General features: G+C 72.4%; 18 protein-coding genes. 15 read left to right on the top strand and 3 right to left on the bottom strand.

Annotation, left to right across the window (positions count from 1 at the left end; translation table 11 throughout):
* Positions 1-24 precede the first annotated feature (24 nt).
* Both J2S58_RS10705 and J2S58_RS10700 read left to right on the top strand, forming a co-directional pair.
* A complete protein-coding gene (locus J2S58_RS10705; RefSeq protein WP_306828148.1) occupies positions 25-465 on the top strand; it encodes an NUDIX domain-containing protein in 441 nt (146 codons plus the stop codon).
* Positions 466-666: 201 nt separating this feature from the next.
* Complete coding sequence (locus J2S58_RS10700; protein ID WP_306828146.1) at positions 667-1,983, top strand: excalibur calcium-binding domain-containing protein; 1,317 nt, start codon at positions 667-669, stop codon at positions 1,981-1,983.
* A gap of 63 nt (positions 1,984-2,046) precedes the next feature.
* On the opposite strand, the gene J2S58_RS10695 is transcribed toward J2S58_RS10700, so the two are convergent.
* Positions 2,047-2,250 carry a hypothetical protein gene (locus J2S58_RS10695; protein WP_306828144.1) on the bottom strand — a complete coding sequence of 68 codons (204 nt, stop codon included), beginning with the start codon at positions 2,248-2,250 and terminating at the stop codon, positions 2,047-2,049.
* Between the two features lie 184 nt (positions 2,251-2,434).
* Here J2S58_RS10695 and J2S58_RS10690 point away from each other — a divergent pair, with 184 nt between their 5' ends.
* The 9 genes from J2S58_RS10690 (at position 2,435) to J2S58_RS10650 (ending at position 11,338) form a co-directional block, all read left to right on the top strand.
* Positions 2,435-3,352, top strand: a complete 918-nt coding sequence (locus tag J2S58_RS10690; protein ID WP_306828142.1) for an ABC transporter permease — start codon at positions 2,435-2,437, stop codon at positions 3,350-3,352.
* A gap of 3 nt (positions 3,353-3,355) precedes the next feature.
* Entirely contained in the window at positions 3,356-4,282 is a 927-nt protein-coding gene (locus tag J2S58_RS10685) for an ABC transporter permease (protein WP_306828140.1), read from the top strand.
* Between the two features lie 115 nt (positions 4,283-4,397).
* On the top strand, positions 4,398-5,603 hold the full coding sequence (locus J2S58_RS10680) for a Gfo/Idh/MocA family protein (RefSeq protein WP_306828137.1): 1,206 nt from the start codon (positions 4,398-4,400) through the stop codon (positions 5,601-5,603).
* Entirely contained in the window at positions 5,600-7,072 is a 1,473-nt protein-coding gene (locus J2S58_RS10675) for a TldD/PmbA family protein (protein ID WP_306828134.1), read from the top strand. The genes J2S58_RS10680 and J2S58_RS10675 overlap by 4 nt, the downstream gene beginning before the upstream one ends.
* On the top strand, positions 7,072-8,469 hold the full coding sequence (locus J2S58_RS10670) for a TldD/PmbA family protein (protein ID WP_306828132.1): 1,398 nt from the start codon (positions 7,072-7,074) through the stop codon (positions 8,467-8,469). Before J2S58_RS10675 ends, J2S58_RS10670 begins: the two co-directional genes overlap by 1 nt.
* Complete coding sequence (locus J2S58_RS10665) at positions 8,469-9,341, top strand: DUF4438 family protein (protein ID WP_306828130.1); 873 nt, start codon at positions 8,469-8,471, stop codon at positions 9,339-9,341. The genes J2S58_RS10670 and J2S58_RS10665 overlap by 1 nt, the downstream gene beginning before the upstream one ends.
* Before the next feature lie 20 nt (positions 9,342-9,361).
* Complete coding sequence (locus tag J2S58_RS10660; RefSeq protein ID WP_306828128.1) at positions 9,362-10,222, top strand: DUF4438 family protein; 861 nt, start codon at positions 9,362-9,364, stop codon at positions 10,220-10,222.
* 2 nt (positions 10,223-10,224) lie between these two features.
* Positions 10,225-10,902 (top strand): GntR family transcriptional regulator, encoded by a 678-nt coding sequence (locus J2S58_RS10655; RefSeq protein ID WP_306828126.1) that lies wholly within the window; start codon positions 10,225-10,227, stop codon positions 10,900-10,902.
* Positions 10,903-10,969: 67 nt separating this feature from the next.
* A complete protein-coding gene (locus tag J2S58_RS10650; protein ID WP_306828124.1) occupies positions 10,970-11,338 on the top strand; it encodes a hypothetical protein in 369 nt (122 codons plus the stop codon).
* Positions 11,339-11,347: 9 nt separating this feature from the next.
* Here the strand turns inward: J2S58_RS10650 and J2S58_RS10645 are convergent, their stop codons facing one another.
* Positions 11,348-11,917, bottom strand: coding sequence for a TetR family transcriptional regulator (locus J2S58_RS10645; protein WP_306828122.1), 570 nt, complete (start codon positions 11,915-11,917; stop codon positions 11,348-11,350).
* A 130-nt stretch (positions 11,918-12,047) separates the two neighbouring features.
* Between J2S58_RS10645 and J2S58_RS10640 the strand changes: the two genes are divergently transcribed.
* From J2S58_RS10640 to J2S58_RS10625, 4 genes are all read left to right on the top strand, one after another.
* Entirely contained in the window at positions 12,048-12,947 is a 900-nt protein-coding gene (locus J2S58_RS10640) for an SDR family oxidoreductase (RefSeq protein ID WP_306828120.1), read from the top strand.
* A 47-nt stretch (positions 12,948-12,994) separates the two neighbouring features.
* Entirely contained in the window at positions 12,995-13,486 is a 492-nt protein-coding gene (locus J2S58_RS10635) for an SRPBCC family protein (RefSeq protein ID WP_306828117.1), read from the top strand.
* A 156-nt stretch (positions 13,487-13,642) separates the two neighbouring features.
* Positions 13,643-14,857 carry an MFS transporter gene (locus J2S58_RS10630; protein ID WP_344470088.1) on the top strand — a complete coding sequence of 405 codons (1,215 nt, stop codon included), beginning with the start codon at positions 13,643-13,645 and terminating at the stop codon, positions 14,855-14,857.
* A gap of 154 nt (positions 14,858-15,011) precedes the next feature.
* Complete coding sequence (locus J2S58_RS10625) at positions 15,012-15,449, top strand: hypothetical protein (protein WP_306828113.1); 438 nt, start codon at positions 15,012-15,014, stop codon at positions 15,447-15,449.
* Positions 15,450-15,464: 15 nt separating this feature from the next.
* Here J2S58_RS10625 and J2S58_RS10620 read toward each other — a convergent pair whose 3' ends face one another.
* Positions 15,465-15,854, bottom strand: coding sequence for a VOC family protein (locus J2S58_RS10620; protein ID WP_306828111.1), 390 nt, complete (start codon positions 15,852-15,854; stop codon positions 15,465-15,467).
* Positions 15,855-15,870: the final 16 nt, after the last annotated feature.

Below are 15,870 nucleotides of genomic sequence, written 5' to 3'. Positions count from 1 at the left end.
CGCCCGGTCGGGCCCACTGGGTCGGTGGCCTTCGCGTACCCGACCCATGTCGTCGCCGCGGCACTGCTCCTCCGCGACACGGCCGGCGCCGTCCTCATGGTGCGGACCGCCTACCGCGAGCACCTGGTGCTGCCCGGCGGGCTGGTCGAGAACGACGAGGCCCCGGCCGTCGCCGCCGTGCGGGAGGTCCGGGAGGAGACCGGGCTGACCTGTGCGGCCGCCAGACTGCTGGCCGTGCAACACATCCCGGTGCGCCCCGCTCTCCCCTCCACGCTGCAGCTCATCTTCGACACACCGCCGGTCCCCGTCGGCGTCGCCCTGGTGTTCCCGCCCGACGAGGTCACCGAACTGTGCTGGCTCGCCCCGGCCGACGCCGCGGCTGCGGGCGGTCGGTGGGGCGCCGAACGCATCACCGCCGCGCTGGCGGCGCAGGCGGACGGGGTGGTGCGGTACCTGGACGGGTGAGACGAGCGGGCGGAATGACGGTCGATCGTCGGCGACCTCGATCCAGCTGCCCTTTTCCCGTTCAGTCATTGTTGATCACGGATTGCGAAATGTTTTCGAGATTCAGAGGGTGACATTCACGATCGGGTGACCGTAGGTTGAGCCGGCGGACCGCCGAATGTCGGACGGTCACCATCCGGGGGTTCCATGCGCATCAGGTCCATGCTCGCTGCCCTACCGATCGTCCTGTTGTCCCTCACCGCGTCGCCCGCATGGGCTGCCGCACCCTCCGGCCCGCCCGTCGGGTCGCTGGATTTCGTCTCGCTCGGTGCCGACGGCAGCCTGACCGTCCGGGGGTGGACCGCGGACCCCGACACCCTGCGCGAGTCCATCGGCGTCCACATCTACGTCGACGGCGTGCGGGGATACCCGTACCGGACCGGCAGCGAGGCGCGTCCGGATGTCGCCGCCGTCGTCGGGGCGACGCAGGCGGGCTACCGGGTCACGCTGCCGCCCCAGGGGCCGGGGCCGCACACCGTCTGCGCGTACGGCATCAACACCGGTCCTGCCGCCCCCAATGCCCAGGTGGGTTGCCTGACATACGGTGTCGACCGTGCCCCGGTCGGCAGCCTGGACGTGGCGGTCGGGCAGCCGGACGGGAGTGCCACCGTCGCCGGATGGGCGACCGACCCGGACGATCCGGCCGCGCCGCTCGCCGTCCACTTCTACGTGGACGGACGATTCGCGGGCGTGACCGCCACCGACGGCCCGCGGGCGGACATCGCCGCCCTCTTCGGTGCCCCCGCTGCCGGGTACCTGACGGCGCTGCCTGCCCAGGGCCCCGGGAGGCACACCGTCTGCGCCTACGGCATCAACATCGGCACGGTGGCGCCGAACTCCCAGCTGGGTTGCGCCACCTACGGCCTCGACCGGACCGCGATCGGCAGCCTCGATGCGGCGGTCCAGATCGACGAGGCGAACGTGCGGGTCGCCGGATGGGCGACCGACCCGGACGATCTGGCGGCGCCGCTCGCCGTCCACTTCTACGTGGACGGACGCTTCGGCGGTTCCACGTCCACCGGGGGCGTGCGGCCCGATGTGGCCGCGATCTTCGGTGCCCCCGCAGCCGGTTACGAGGCCACCGTGTCCGCGGCCGGCATCGGATCCGGGTCGGGTCAGCATCGGGTCTGCGCCTACGGCATCAACATCGGCAACCGGGCGCCCAACCCCGAACTCGGGTGCCTCACCTTCGGCACGCCCATCGCCCCGCCGCCGGTGGTCACGCCCCCGCCGCCGGTGGTCACGCCCCCGCCGCCGGTGGTCACGCCGCCCCCGGTGGTGACGCCCCCGACGACGCCCGCGCTCATCGACTACCCCAATTGCGACGCGATGCACCGCGACCACCCGCATGGGGTGGGGCGACCCGGTGCTGTCGACAGACCGGTACCCGGTGTCCTGAACTTCACCGTGTCGCAGGCGTTGTACGACCTCAACAGCGAGAGTGACCGGGACAAGGACGGCGTCGCCTGCGAGGCCTGATCGCAGCAGGCGGTCCCTGGTGTGCAGTGCGGACGCTGGGGGCCGCCGACCCTCCGTCGATGCTCACTGCCCGAAGCTGAACCGCAGGTGAGCGTTGATGATCTGGTTGAGCCGTTTGCCCATGTGACCCAGCAGGGGTGGGTCCGGCTCGGGCGGTTCGACGAGCAGGATCCAGGTCAGGTCGGTGCCCGAACGGGACGGCCGGTCGGCGAGGTCGAAGCGCACGACGGCGTCGGGGCGGCGGAGCCACAGGCCCGTCCAGGTCACGACGCCGGGTGCTTCGGCCTGCGTCTGTGGTGGCCGCTCGTCCCACTCCAGGACGAGCCACCGCGGCGTGCCACTTCCCGGTCCCCGGACCGGTCGACCTCACCGCTCCGACCATCGGCCCGGCCCCGGGCACATCCGTCACCGTCCCCGCCGTCCCGGCCCCCACCCTCCCGGGAGGTGCCGCATGACCCTGCCCGTCGATCCCAGTGCCATTCCCGACTCCGGTGGCGACGTGCCCACCGCCGGCATCGGGCGCCGTGCCTGGCGGAGCCTGCGGCACGACATCCCCGCCCTGCTCTCGCTGGTCGTGCTGGTGCTGCTGGCCCTGGCCGCCCTGCTCGCCCCGCTCATCGCCCCGCACGACCCGCTGGCCACCTCGGTGGACGGCCTGCAGATCACCGGCGGGCCGGTCGGCCCCGGCCCGGGCTTCCCGCTCGGCGCCGACCCGAACGGGCGGGACGTGCTGTCCCGCCTGCTGTACGGGGCGCGGGTGTCGCTGGTCATCGGCATCCTGGCCAACGGCCTGGCCACCGTGGTCGGCGTCCTGGTGGGCATGGCCGCCGGCTACCTGGGCGGCTGGGTCGAGACGGTGCTCATGCGGATCACCGACATCATCATGTCGTTCCCGATCCTGCTGTTCTGCATCGCGCTGATCTCGGTCACCGGGCCGAGCCCGCGCAACGTCATCATCGTCATCGCGGTGATCTACTGGACCTCGCTGGCCCGGATCATCCGCGGGCTGGTGTTGAGCCTGACCCAGCGCGAGTTCATCACCGCAGCCAGGACTCTCGGGCTGTCCCACCTGCGGATCATGTTCCGGCACATCCTCCCGCACCTGGTGCCGGCGATCATCGTCTACGCCACCCTCGGGGTGGCCTCGTCCATCCTCATCGAGGCGTCGCTGTCGTTCCTGGGCATCGGCGTGCCGATCCCGGACCCGTCCTGGGGCCAGATGATCGACCAGGGCCGGCAGTACTTCCAGATCGCGCCCTGGCTGCTGTTCTTCCCCGGCATCGCTCTGGTCCTCACCGTGCTGGCGTTCAACCTGGCCGGCGACTGGTTGCGCGACCTGCTGGACCCCCACTCCCAGGAACGGCGGTAGACCATGCTGCGCTACCTGTTCCGGCGGCTGCCACAGACCCTGATCGTGCTGTTCGGTGTGGTCACCCTGGCCTTCCTGATGACCCACGTCGTCCCCGGCGACCCGGCCCGGCTCATCGCCGGGCCCAATGCCTCGGCCGAGACGGTCGCATCCATCCACCGTCAGCTCGGTCTGGACCAGCCCGTGCTCACCCAGTACTGGAACTACCTGATCGGGCTGCTGCACGGCGATCTCGGCACCTCGTTCGCGTTGCAGAACAAGTCGGTGTCCGGGCAGATCCTGCAGGCCCTCCCGGTCAGCGCCATGCTCGCGATCGGCGGCGTGTTCTGGGAGGTGATCCTCGGTGTCCCCACCGGGATCATCGCCGCGTACCGGCCGAAGAGCGTGCTCGACCGGATCACCACGTTCGTCTCGCTCATCGGGCTGTCCGCGCCGCCGTTCTGGCTCGGGCTGCTGCTGCTCTACGCCCTGGCCTACAAGACGTCGGTGTTCCCGCTCACCGGGTGGGGCCCGCCGTACATCACCTACCTGATCCTGCCGACCCTCACCCTCGGCATCGGCGGGGCCGCCTGGTACGCCCGGCTCACCCGCGCGTCGATGATCGACGTGCTGGCCAGCCCGTACGTGCAGATGGCCCGGGCCAAGGGCATGCCGGAGCGGACGGTGGTGCTGCGGCACAGCCTGCGCAACGTGCTGACCCCGCTGATCACCATGCTCGGCCTGGATCTCGGCTACTTCCTCGGTGGCGTCGTCGTCATCGAGTCCATCTTCGGGCTGCCCGGCGTCGGCAAGCTGACGTTCGACGCCATCGGCAGCCTGGACATCCCGATGATCACCGGCGCCGTGCTGTTCGCCGCCGTCTTCATCGTCGGGATGAACCTCCTGGTCGACCTGGCCTACGCCCTCATCGACCCCCGGGTGCGGCGCTGACGTGCCCACCCGTGCCCGCACCACCACGCACCCACCACCGCCGAACCCGTCACCCCCGTCACCCGTCACCACCCCGACAGACCGCCCCCACCCGGGGCAACGAGAGGAACACCAGATGAGCCAGGACACGTTGCGGGTCGCCGTCGTCGGAGCCGGACGCTGGGCCCAGCGGGCCCACATCCCGGGCTGGCAGCGCGATCCCCGCGTCGAGGTCGTCGCCCTGGTCGACACCGACGAGGCGGCGCTGGCCCAGGCCGGTGAGCGTTTCGGGGTGAGCCGGCTGTACACCGACTACCGGGACGTGCTCGCCGACGACACCATCGACGTGGTCGACGTGGCCACCGCCAACACCGCGCACTTCGAGATCTCCGAGGCCGCCCTGCTGGCCGGCAAGCACGTGCTCTGCGAGAAGCCGGTGCACCACGACTACACGCAGACCCAGCGGCTGGCCGATCTGGCCAGGGGCAAGGGCCTGAAGACCAAGCTGGGCTTCACCTTCCGCTACGCCCCCGCGGTGCAGTACGCCCGCCACCTGATGGAGAGCGGCTTCGTCGGGACGCCGTACATCTTCAACGGGTACGAGCAGAACAGCCAGTGGATCGACCCGCAGACCCCGATGCGCCAGGTGAACCCGAAGGCCGACCCGGCCGTGCTGGCCACCTCGTCGATCGAGGGTTACGGCGCGCCGATCATCGACATCATGCACGAGTGGGTCGGCGCCGAGCTGACCTCCGTGGTCGGCACCATGCGCAACTTCGTGCCCGAGCGGGTGGTGGCCGCGACCGGCGCCATGCAGCGGCTGAACATCGACGACGGTGACATGTGGGTCTGCGAGTTCGCCAACAACGTCATCGGCTCGATCCAGTCCTCCTACGTGACGGTCGGGAACTTCCCCGGCATCGAGGCGCGGATCTTCGGTTCCGAGGGCGCCATCATCGTGCGGCTGGTCGCCGAGGAGGGCATCTGCCAGACGATCAGGACGGCCACCAAGGACCAGGTGGAATTCGTGGAGCGGGAGATCCCGCAGGAGTTCTTCCCCGAGGGCGGCGACTCCCGCGAGGACTGGGACTTCCTCTTCTACTCGGCGCTCTGCGCCGACTTCGCCACCGAGATCCTGTCCGGCGGGGCGCAGAACCAGGGTGACTTCGCGCAGGGCGCGCTCGTCCAGGAGACGATCAACGCCTTCGAGGCCTCCCACCGCACCCGCGCGTGGGTGGACTTCCCGCTGCAGACCGCCGTGGCCGCACCGGCCGAGGCGTCGGTCGACGGTTCCTCGAACGGTGCGTCGAACGGTGTCGTCACCGCCGGGGCCGCATCGTGACGGCGCACGACTGGGGCTCGCTCGCCGACGACGCCGCGGCCACCGTCCTCATCGACTCCGCGCTGTCCGTCGCCGACGGCGCCGCCGAGTTCGCGGACGTCCGGCTGATCGAGGGCGAGGAGCTGCGGCTGTACAGCCAGCTCGGCGCCGACCCCGACGAGCGTCGCGAGCACACCATGGGCATCGGGGTGCGCGTCCTGGTCGACGGCACCTGGGGTTTCGCGGCCCGTCCGGTCCAGGACGCCCGGGACGCGGAGACCGCCGCCCGGCAGGCCCTGGCCACCGCCCGGGCCAGCATCGGGACCAGCGCCCCGGTCCACCTGGCGCCGATGGCGGCGGCCAGCGGCCGGTACGAGACGGAGGTGGCGATCGATCCGTTCGCCGTCGACGCCTCGGTGCGCCAGGCCCTCCTCGACGAGGTGCTGGCCAACGCCACCCGGCCCGCCGAGGTGGTGGCCGCCCAGGCCGGTGTCAACGCCAAGCGCCAGCACCGGCATGTGGGCAACAGCGAAGGCTCCCGCCAGCACCAGCACTTCCTGGAGACCGGCGCGGGCCTGCTGGCCAACGCCGTCGGGCACGGCGACGTGCAGCGACGCTCGTACCCGAACTCGTTCCACGGCAACACCGCCGCAGCGGGCTGGGAGTACATCGCCACGCTGGACCTGGCGAACCAGGCGATCCGGGTGGGGGAGGAGGCGGTGGCTCTGCTCACCGCGCCGATGGCCCCGGCCGGGAACGCCGACGTGGTGATCGGCGCGCAGCAGGTGTCGCTGCAGATCCACGAGTCCTCCGGGCACGCGCTGGAGCTGGACCGCATCCTCGGCGACGAGGCGAACTACGCGGGCACGTCGTTCCTGTCGGTCGAGGACATCGGGTCTCGGCGGTACGGCTCGGACGCCGTCACCATCACCTCCGACCCGACGATCCCGGGCACCCGGGGCAGCTTCGCGTTCGACGACGAGGGCACCCCGGCCCGGCGCACCCGGCTCATCGACCGGGGGATTCTGGCCGCGACGCTGTCCAACCGGGACGCCGCCGGTCGCAGCGGTCAGCAGCTCACGGGTGCCGCCCGGTCCGACGGCTGGGCCTACCTGCCGGTCTGCTTCGCCACCCACGTCTACCTGGAACCGGGACAGGGCTCGCTCGACGAGCTGCTGGAGCGGATGGGCGACGGGTACTACATCGACGACAACCGCAGCTGGTCGATCGACAACCGGCGCTGGAACTTCCAGTTCGGCACCGAGGTCGCCTACGAGGTGCGGGCCGGCAAGCGCGGCCGGCTGCTCAAGAACTTCTCCTACGGCGGCATCACCCCCGAGTTCTGGGGTTCGGTCGAAGCCGTCGCCGGCCCCGAGGAGCTCCGCATCTTCGGCTACCCCTGCGGCAAGGGCGAACCCAAGCAGTGGGGATTCCTCAGCCATGCCGCCGCACCGATGCTGGTGCGCAACCTCCGGATCGGAGTCGCCTGATGTCCACCTTCGCACCCCCGCTCGACCCGGCGCGGGCCCTGGAGGTCGCGCAGCGGGCCGTCCGCGACTGCCCGGCGGACGCCGTCGAGGTCACCGTGCTCGGCCGGGCCGGGGAGTACACCCGGTTCGCCGGTGACCGCATCCACCAGCCGCAGGACATCACCGAGCTGACGGTCAGCGTCAAGGCCATCGTGAACGGGCACGCCGCCCGGGCCGCGACGACCAGCCTGGACCGGGTGGCCGAGACCGCGCGCGCCGCGGCTGATCTCGCCCGCGGACGGGCTGCCGCGGCCGGTGCGCCCGGCCATGCCACCGTCGGGACGCCGGGGCCGCTGCCCGAGCTGTCGCTGTGGCACGAGGACACCGCCGCGTTCGACGCGGGCGCCCGGGTCGCGCTGGCCGGCCGGGCGATGCGCGGCGGGGCAGAGGTGGGCGGGGTCGCCGCCGGCATGATCGGCCGCGCGCTCACCCAGATCGCCGTGGCCACCAGCAGCGGGACCGCCGTGCACGCGGAGGCCACCGAGGCCTCCGGCTCGCTCACCGTCAGCGTCGACGGGGGCACCGCGCACTGGGTCGACCTGCACCGGTCTTCCGATGCCCTGCGCGCCGGGGACGCCATCGACGCCGCCGTGCGCCGGGCCCTTGCCGGTCGCGGCCGGATGCCGATGCCGGACGGCGAGTTCACCGTGGTGCTCGGCCCGCAGGCGGCGGGTGAGCTGCTGGGCTTCCTGCCCGACGTCGGGTTCTCCGGTGAGCTGGCCGCCGCCGGGGTCGGCGTCTGCACCGACCCCGGAGCCCGGCGGGCGAGCGAGCTGATCACCGTCGGGGACGACGCACTCGCCCCCGTCGGCCTGCCCATCCCGTTCGACTTCGAGGGCACACCCAAGCAGCGGGTGCCGTTCCTGCAGACCGGGGTGGTGGGCCGACCGGTCACCGACCTGGCCACCGCCGCCGCCCTGGGGGAGACCGTCAACGGCGGCCGGTCCACCGGGCACGCCCACATCGCCCGCGAGGAGGTGCCCTCGCCGGTGGCCGCGAACATCGTCATGCCGGCCGGCCCCACCCCCGAGGCCGACCTGATCGCCGGGGTGGAGCGCGGCGTCTACGTGGAACGCTTCTGGTACACCCGGCTGGTCGACCGCCAGGCCTCGACGATCACCGGCGTCAGCCGGGACGCCTGCTTCCTCATCGAGGACGGCGAGCTCGCCGCACCGGTGGACACCGGTCGGTTCACCCAGTCGGTCCTGGGGTTCCTGGGGTCGGTGGACGGGGTGGGCGATCAGGTCCGCTCGCAGCCGGTGATGAACGTCTGGAACGGGTCGGTCAGCGCTCCGGCATTGCGCGGCAGCGGTTTCCGGTTCGGCAACCGGCCGCTGCCCGACGGGCAGGACTCCTGATGGCCGTCCGCACCAACGCCGACCGCCTGGTCACGCAAGTGCTCGCCGGTGAGGTCTGGCCGGCCCTGGCCGACCGGCACGGCTACCGCGTGGACGCCGACGGCACCCCGTTCCTGCTGCCCGGCATGGGCGGGGTGACCCTCGGCGTGCACCCCGGTGACGAGGCCACCGGCTGGGCCGGCGACCACGTCGAACCGGGCCTGTCCGTCCGGCACGCCGAGCCGGGCGCCAACATGGCGCTGCAGTTCCTCTCGTGCGTCGGCAATCTCGTCACCGTCCGCTCGGGCCCCGCGGCCGGGGCGACCGGCCGGGTCATCGGGCAGCACGCCTACGTGCTGGTGGACATGGCCGAGGACGTGCTGCGCGAGGTGTGCACGGGGGACCCGGTTCTCGTCACCGCACGTGGCCAGGGCCTGCAGCTGCTCGACCACCCGGACGTCGTCGCCAAGAACCTCGACCCCGGTCTGCTCGACGGCCTCCCGATCAGCACCGGATCCGACGGGCGGTTGCAGATCTCGGTCGCCGCCCGGGTCCCTGCGTCCGCGGTGGGCGCCGGGGCCGGGATGCTCTCCGAGTTCGCGAACACCGACCTGATGGGCGCCTACGCCGGCCAGGGCGACGACCTCAGCCTGGGGCTGGAGGGGCTGCGCATCGGCGATCTGGTCCTCCTCGAGGACCAGGACCACCGGTACGGGCGAGGTTTCGCCGAGGGGTTCTCCACGTTCGGCGTCATCAGCACCGGGCACTGCCGGCTCTTCGGGCACGGCCCCGGCCCGTCCACCCTGCTGTCCGGGCCGGCCGACGCCTTCACCGTGCTCGACGACCCGTCGGCCAACCTCGCGTCCGCCCTGGCCGGGATGGGCGCAGCATGACCAGCCACGAGGGGAATCTGATGAGCGTGCCGAGAACGGTCGGGGTCAACCTGGCCGGTTTCATCGAGAGTCCCGAGTTCGGGGGCACGCCCTACCGGATCGGCGCCGACGGCCGGCCGTACGTGCCGGTCGGGGACGGCGGGATCGTGCTCGGCGTCCAGCTGGGGGACGGCGTCTTCGACCACGTCGGCGACCACCTCGCTCCCGGCGTCACGCTGATGCACCCGGATCAGGGTGCCCGGCACGCGTTGACCTCGTTCTCCTGCGCGGGCAACGAGGTCGTCGTGCGCGGCGGGGCCGCAGCCGGCGCCGTGGGTCGGGTCCTGGGCAAGCGGGGCGAGGCGGGTCGCGTCATCGTCGTCTTCCCGTCCGGCGTGCTGACCCGGCTCGCTCCGGGCGACCCGGTGATGGTGCGCTCGCACGGGCAGGGCAGCGTCGTGCCGTCCGGTGCCGCCGCCGGCGGCGTGGTGATGGTCAACGCCGATCCGGCCCTGCTCGAACGGGTCGGGATCGAGTTCGGCGACCAGGTGGGCGTCCCGGTCCGCGGAGTCGTCGACTCCCGGGTGGTGGGAAACGGCATGGGGCGGCCCGTCGAGCAGTGGGACGTCGACCTGACCCTGACCGCCGCCACGGCGGACCGGTGGGGGATGGCCGGGCTGCGCCTGGGTGACCTCGTCGCGGTGGAGAACCTGGACGTCCGGCACAACATCGGCTTCCGGCGCGGATGGATCACCGTCGGCGTCGTGGTGCACGGCGGAAGTCCCCAGCCCGGGCACGGGCCGGGCCTCATGCCGGTGCTCTGCGGACCGGCCGATGCGTTCGACCTGCGCAGACAGCCCGACTCACACCGTGGGGTGACGGTCGATCGCCTAGAGTTTTGACCGTGAGCGTGAGCGAGCCGAGCGGCCTGGAGACACCGACGTCCCCGGTCGCGCACCTGTCGCTGCCGGAGTCGGTGCACCGCATCCTGCGCCGACGCATCCTGAACAACGAACTCGGCTCCGGAACCCGTTTGGTCGAGGCCAATCTCGCGCTCGAGCTCGGCGTCAGCCGGTCCACCGTGCGGCAGGCATTGGTGCAGTTGTCCCAGGAGGGGCTGGTCGAGATCAGCCCGCGCCGGCACAGCGTGGTCACCCGCATGTCGTACGCGGAGATCGACGACGCCTGCTACGCCCGGTTCGTGCTGGAGGAGGGCGCCCTGCGCGCCGTCGCCGACGACCGGCTCACCGTGCTGGCCGACGAGCTCGACGAGGTGGCCGGGTCGATGGCCCAGGCCGCCGCGGCCGGGGACCTGGCCGCCCTGGTCGACCTGGACACCCAGTTCCACGGTTGCATCCTGCGGGAGTCCGGCAAGCAGCGCCTCGCCCACCTGTGGGGCATGTTGAACGGGCAGATGGGCGCGCTGATGCGCAGCTCCATGGAGGACCAGCGGATCGACCTCGCCGAGGCCGAGCGCCGCCATCTCGGGCTGGCCGAAGTGGTCCGCCGCTCCGACCGGGCCGAGATCAGCGCCAAGCTGTGGGAGCACTACCTGCGCCGACCGGCGGATCCGGGGGACTGACCACCGCGTCCCACCGCCCCGCCCGCGCGGACCGGAGGACTCATCAAGGACGCGTAGGTTCGCCGCCGTGAACGACATCGAACCGTCGGCGGCCGTGCTCCCGCCGGCCGTGCTGCTGGACTACGACTTCGGAGATCTTCCCGCCTCGGCGGCCCGGTACCTGGTGCAGGAGGTGGCCGAGGCGACCGAACGGGTGACCGACCCGGCCGTCGTCGAGGTGGACGGCTGGGAGTTCGGGGCCACCGACGGGCGGATCCACCTCTGCGGCCCGGACGAGGCGGAGATGTGGCGGCTGGTGCGGCCGATCGTGCAGGCGGGCTGGTTCTGGCCGACGTCCGTCGTCATCCGTGGGGTCGCCGAGGTGCGGCGCACCCTCATCCTGTCCACGCCGGCGGACAACGCGCGGCGCCGCGACGGGGGCCCACCCCGCGGCTGAGGTCGCAGGTCAGCGCGGCCGGTCGAGAGACCGCAGAGCGTCCAGCATCTCGGCGCACACCACGCCCAGGGACCGGTCGTCGTCCGTGGTGGTCCACTGCGCGAAGGCCACCGTGAAGACGGTGATGCCGGACTCGGCGGCGAGGGTGGCCGCCGGTTCGGGGATGTCGCGCTCGCGCAGGGCCCGGGCCAGCTCGACGGCCACCCCGGCGAGCTTGTGCCGCTCCCGCTCCACCAGGGCAGGGGTCGCGTCGATGACGGTCTGGCGCAGCCGGGCGTAGGGCCGTCGTTCGGCCGGGAACCAGCCGGCCGCCGACGTCAGGCAGGCGGCGACGACATCGAGCGGGGCGGCGTCCGGTGCGGCCGCGTCGAGCCCGGCCAGGAAGGCGCCGACGAAGTCCTCCTGCCCCATGAACAGGACCTCGCGCTTGTCCCCGAAGTGCCGGAAGAAGGTCCGTTCGGTCAACCCGGCGGCGGCGGCGATCTCGGCGGCCGTCGTCCGGTCGAAACCCTGAGCGCTGAACAGCTCGAGGGCGGCCTGTTGCAGCCGTTGCACTGCACCGGGTTCCCATCGCGCCACCCCGTCAGTCTAGGGCCGACAGATCCTTGATGACAGCGGCTGACATCAGGCGTAGCGTGATGTCAGCCGCAGACATCAGGTGCGGCACGGTCCGGCGGATCCGCTTCGCCGGCGAGAGAGGGAGTGCGTCATGCAGGTCTTCGTCACCGGTGCGTCGGGATGGATCGGGTCGGCCGTGGTCGACGAGTTGCTCGCCACCGGCCATCAGGTCACCGGGCTGGTCCGATCCGATTCCGCAGCAGCGGCTCTCGCCGCCCAGGGCGCCCGCGTGCGCCGTGGCGACCTCGACGACCTGGCCGGTCTGCGCGCCGGGGCCGAATCCGCCGACGCCGTGATCCACTTGGCCAACAAGCACGACTTCGCCAACCCCGCGGTGTCGAACGCGGCGGAACGCGCGGCGGTGCAGACCTTCTCCGACGCCCTCGTCGGCAGCGACCGGCCCTTCCTGCTCGCCGCGGGCGCGGCCGGGCTGGCGTCGGGACGCCCGGCGACGGAACGGGATGTGTCCCCGTTCCACGGACCGGACTCCCCGCGGGGCGGCGCCGAGAACCTGGCCCTGGAGTTCGTGGACCGCGGAGTCCGCGCGGTCAGCGTCCGCTTCGCTCCCACGGTGCACGGGATGGACGACCACGGCTTCATCGCCGCCATCACCGCCGCGGCCCGGCAGAAGGGGATCTCCGGCTACCCCGGCGAGGGGACGAACAGCTGGGCCGCGGTCCATCGCAGCGACGCCGCCCGTCTGGTCGCGCTCGCTCTGACCGGGGCTCCCGCCGGGAGCATCGTCCACGCCATGGCCGAGCCGGCCATCTCCACCCGGGACATCGCCACGGCGATCGGCGCGGCCTGGGGCCTGCCCGTCGGTCCGATCGCCGCCGACGAGGTCGCCGACCACTTCGGCTGGATCGGGTCGTTCTTCGGGTTGGAGATGTCGGCGACAAGCGTGGCCACCCGCGAGCTGCTCGGCTGGACGCCGACCGGGCCGACGCTGCTGGACGACATCGCCGCCGGGGCCTACGGGCGGGCCGCCTGAGCGGCCCCCATGATCGATCGGGCCGACCCCGGGGGTAGAACAGATCCATGACCGATCCCAGCGCTGCGTCCGTGACCCGATCCGATCACTCCATCGTCGTCCGGGTGCAGGCTCCGGTCGCGGCCGAGACGGTGTTCGCCCGGCTCACCGACCCGCAATGGCACGTCCGGCTGGACGGGTCCGGAACGGTCAGGGGGGCGGTCGACCCGCACCAGATCACCGCGGCCGGACAGAAGTTCGTGATGGAGATGTACTTCGAGGATCGTGGGCACTACCGCACCGAGAACACCGTGCTGGAGGTGGTTCCCGGGCGGCGGGTCGCGTGGACCGTCGCCCGGGTGGGCAACCCGCCGGCCGGGGTGCGGTGGCAGTGGGACGTCGAGCCGGCCGACGAGGTGGACGGCGCTGCCGGATCCCTCATCACCCACACCTACGACTGGGCGGAGGTCACCGACCCGGTGATCCTGGGCCGGATCCCCCGGGTCAGCGCCGAGGAGATGGAGCAGACCATCGCCCGGCTGGTCGACGCGAGCCGCTGACGTCCGCCTACGGTTCTGCGGGGAGGGGAAAGCGGTCGACCGGGCGCTGTCTCCCCGCCTAGCGTGACCCGGGTGACCGGTCAGCCCCCTCTCGACGTGACCCCGGCCGACGCCACTCCCCGGCGCGGGCTCCGGGTGCCGGCCGCGGTCCGGCCGTTGCGGCACCGCGACTTCCGCCTGCTCTGGGCGGCCATGGCCGTGTCCCTGATGGGCGTCGGGGTGTGGGTGGTCGCCGTGGTCTGGCAGGTCATCGCGCTGGGCGGCGGCCCGGCGCAGCTGTCCGTCGTCGTCGGCGTGTACACGATCGGGATCCTGCTCAGCGTGCTCCCGGCGGGTATCGCCGCGGACCGGCTGCCGCAGCGCTCGGTGATGCTCTCCTCGCTCCTGCTCAGCTCGGTCGTCCTGCTCGGCGTCGCCGCACTGTCGTTGAGCGGGGTGCTGCAGCTCTGGCACCTGGCCGCCGGTGCCCTCGTCCTCGGTGTGTCCGAGGGGCTGTTCCTCCCCTCGTACACCGCGTTGCTGCCGAACCTGTTGCCCGAGCACGAGTTGCTGGCCGCGAACGGGCTGGAGGGAGTGTTGCGCCCGCTCGCCCAGAACGCCGCCGGTCCGGCGCTGGCCGGGGTCCTGGTCACCGCCTTCTCGCCCGGTCTGGCCATCGCCGTGGACGGGGTGGCGTTCCTGATCGCCGCGCTGTGTCTGAGCAGGGTGCGGCACCGGCCCGGTCCGCGATCGGCGGAACGGGCGGCCGTGTCGGTGTGGGGCGACCTGCGCGGCGGCTTCCGCTACCTGGTGCAGACCCGCTGGCTGCTCACGACCCTGCTCTTCGCCGTCGTGCTGGTGTTCATGGTCATCGGACCCATCGAGGTGCTGCTGCCGTTCGCCATCCGCGAGCTCGGCAGCGACGCCAACGGGCACGCCCTGGTGCTGGCCGCGTTCGGCATCGGCGGCGCCGTCGGGGCGTTGCTGGTGTCCTCACGCAAGCTGCCGCGGCGCTACCTGACGGTGATGATCTGGTTGTGGGGCCTGGGTTCCGCCCCGATGGCCCTGCTCGGCATCGTCGACGCCCTGTGGATGATGGTCGCCGCCGTCGTCCTGGTCGGCGTGACGTCGCAGGGCGCCAACGTCATCTGGGGCACCCTGCTGCAACGCCGGGTGCCCGACGGCATGCGCGGGCGGGTGTCCAGCCTGGACTTCTTCGTCAGCCTCATCCTCATGCCCGCCTCCATCGCGGTGGCCGGCCCGGCCGGGGCACTGCTCGGCATCCCGCTGGTCTTCGCGCTGGCCGGCCTGGTGCCCGTCGCGTTGTCCGCCCTGGCCTTGTGGCTGGGCCGACTCAAGGCCGACGAGTTGGCCCACCCGCTCGACCACTGAGCCGGCCACCCGCGCGGGCGCGCGCCGATCGGGGGACCGCGATGTCCCCCGGTCGATCCACCGTTCACCGGACGTCGGCGATCTGCCTCCCGCGGCACCGTGGCGATCAGCACCGGGAACACCCGGTCGGCCCCCCGCCCCGCAGGAGCACCCCATGTTCGAGACCCGCCCCGTCCCCTCCACCTACCGGCCCGGCATCGTCACCGGAGCGGTCATCCTCGTCGCCGCCGGCGGGCTCGGTGCCCTCGCCGCCGGCATCGCCGCCCTGACCGTGGTGAACGCCGCGGCGTCCGTCGGGATGCTGTTCCTCCTGTGGGGCGCAGCCTTCCTCGGGGTGGCCCACGGCCTGTCCGCCGGCCGGGAATGGGCCCGGACGACCGCCGCGGCCATGTCGGTGGTCGAGCTGCTCGCCTGTGTGTTCCTCGCGGTGCGCACGGACGGGCTGGTGCACGACGGGGCGATGGTCGCCGGAACTCTGAGCGTGGCCGTCCTGGCGATCCTGTGCACGCCGCAGGCCGGCGCCTTCTTCCAGATGTCCCCGGTGACGCCGGCCGTCCCGCGGCCCCTCGTCGCCACGCCCGGGGTCCGCTGACCCCGGTCGGGGTGCTCAGTCCGGCGTCGACCGCCCGCGCTCGGCCTCGCCGCGCTCCACGCAGAACTCGTTGCCCTCGGGATCGGCCAGCACGGCCCACCCGGGGCCATCGGGGTCGCGGCGGTCGTCGAGGAGGGTGGCGCCGAGCACCAGGAGCCGATCGACCTCGGCATCCCGTGTGCCCTTGGTGGGCCGCACGTCCAGGTGCACCCGGTTCTTGCCCGCCTTGCCCTCCGGGACCCGGATGAACAGCAGGCCGGGCCCGCCGGGGAGCTCGACGAGGACCTCGTCGTCACCGGGCTCGTCCTCGTCGCTGACCGGATGACCGGTCACGGCGCTCCAGAAGGTGGCCAGCGCGAACGGGTCCGCGCTGTCGATCGTGATGTGCACCAGTGCGCTGGGCATGGCCGCTCCGCTTCTT

The sequence above is a fragment of the Nakamurella flavida genome (genome assembly GCF_030811475.1).
Taxonomy (GTDB): Bacteria; Actinomycetota; Actinomycetes; order Mycobacteriales; family Nakamurellaceae; genus Nakamurella; species Nakamurella flavida.
Note: the sequence above shows the minus strand (reverse complement) of the source record. Positions and strands in the feature narration are given on the sequence as shown.